General features: G+C 62.6%; 2 protein-coding genes. Both read right to left on the reverse strand.

The features are described from left to right. A partial coding sequence (locus AC1MIR_RS27690) for a hypothetical protein (RefSeq protein WP_480031390.1) occupies positions 1-1,124 on the reverse strand: 1,124 nt, incomplete at its 3' end. A gap of 161 nt (positions 1,125-1,285) precedes the next feature. Beyond that, positions 1,286-1,711 carry a hypothetical protein gene (locus tag AC1MIR_RS27695; protein ID WP_480031391.1) on the reverse strand — a complete coding sequence of 142 codons (426 nt, stop codon included), beginning with the start codon at positions 1,709-1,711 and terminating at the stop codon, positions 1,286-1,288. Positions 1,712-1,912 lie beyond the last annotated feature (201 nt).

Raw genomic sequence — 1,912 nt, forward strand, 5'->3', positions numbered from 1 at the left:
CTACGGCTCCGCACCGGCCAACCCGGGCGCGTCCATGCACACCAAAAGGGGGTCCCTTTTGCACGCCGATCCGGGGTCCCGTTTGTGTGCCGATTGACACCCTCGGGGAGTACAGGTATCTCAAGCCGGCCTCCGAACCTCAGCGTTGCACCCAAGCTGACGAGGCGCCCGACGCCAACAGGCCGCACGCGAATTCGGTCCAGCGCGACATCAACGTCGTCACCCATCGGAAGGAGTTCAAGCGCCGGTGTCGTGGCATCGACGACGAGCGAAAGCTTAGCGAATCTCCGTTGAGCAAGCGCAGTTGTAGTCGTCGCGCGTTCTGCTCGCCGGCCAGGCTTCGGCGGACGTGGGCCGTGTGTGACGACCGCCTGCCGAAGTAGCCCCTTGCTTCGAGGGCGTGCCTGAATATCCCGGAGAAAGCGTTCGAGGACGTCTTTGCTGAAATGCCCGGCCGCGGTGCGGCCAAGAAGCCCTCGAATAATGGCTTGCGCCGCATCATCCTGCTCGAGGAATGCGGCCAACTTAGGCACACGCACCGCGTAGGCCCTTAGCCAATGATAGAATTCGGTGTCGCTTGCGTCTGGGGCGTCGTCCAAGCGATGAGGACAGACGTTAATGGCTTCGAGAAGCGGCTCGTGAAGCCACACAGGAAGCACAGCATGGGCGATTGGCCAAGCGATGAGCCGAAAGTGCCTCGCCCAAGTCGTATCTGCTGGCGTTACCCCGGTGTGCACGCGGAGGCGCCTGAAACCGTCGGCGAGCGCACGCATGTCTTCATGGCTGTCGAACGGCACGTCAAGTGTCTCTGCGAGGCAGGGCCAATATTCATTGCCTCCCGTCCCGTACTTGTAACCGACCTCGGTCGCGACGACGGCAAGCGGGAGGAAGTGGTTCTGCCAGTCAGGGCTCAAAGCAGACATGTACGATAGCGGTGACCGCCGGAGTTCCCGAGCCACAAGGCTGCGGAGTTCGTCGACCTCGCCAGAACTCAACCCGTGCTCGATTAGGAAGACCTTGCTGCCCTCGCCCCGCACCTGGCGAAGGTCGTCGAGGCGGCGGCGGAGCACCCCATGTGATTCCGCTATTGTCACGGCCTGAGATAGGCTTCCGTCGACTGCCATACCATGCCAAGTTCAACAGTATCTCGGTCTTTCGGCAACACGGAAAGCGCGTCGGATTCGCCGAGACACAGGAAAATGGGCACGCGGTGAGCGTGGGGCCGAAGGCAAGAGCCATATTTCGCCCTGGTACCGGACAGCGGCGCCCACCGGTTCAGCACAGCCTAATCGACATCGTCGAACAGCGTACCCTGCGCCGAGTCTTCCGGTGGGAGTACGACTCGGGCTCCGTGTCGGACCGGCCGAACTAGTGAATGTTCCTCGATGTTTCTGAGCACGTGATCGTTGTGAATTCTACGGGCGAGCCACCTCTCCATCCACCACGAAACGACACTTCGCGTTCCCGCTTGCGGGTCGCTCAAGTCAAAGAGGTAGTCCGGCTCCCTGTCCATCCCGAGCAGGTACTCACGGAGGTTCCGGATGAGCGGCACGCCGTAGACGATTCGGTGCCGGCCATGCATCAGCAGCGCGTCCGTCGGTAGCTTCAGCCGGTCCAAACCGTCTCGGATCTTTCGCAGCTTCGGGCTTACTCCCTCACCGAAGATGCTGTTCACGCGCTGGCCGGTAAGCGACTGCTGCACGAGTTCCACCAGCGACTCGACCGTCGCGGACCCAAAGTGAGACGTCCCGTAAGAGCCGGAGCGGCCGAGTTCCAGGAAGGCGAGTGTCAATCGGCACACAAACGGGACCCCGGATCGGCGTGCAAAAGGGACCCCCTTTTGGTGTGCATGGACGCGCCCGGGTTGGCCGGTGCGGAGCCGTAGGCGCAGCGGCGGGCAACCCGGGCGCGG

The organism is Falsiroseomonas sp. RANM36, from assembly GCF_056682175.1.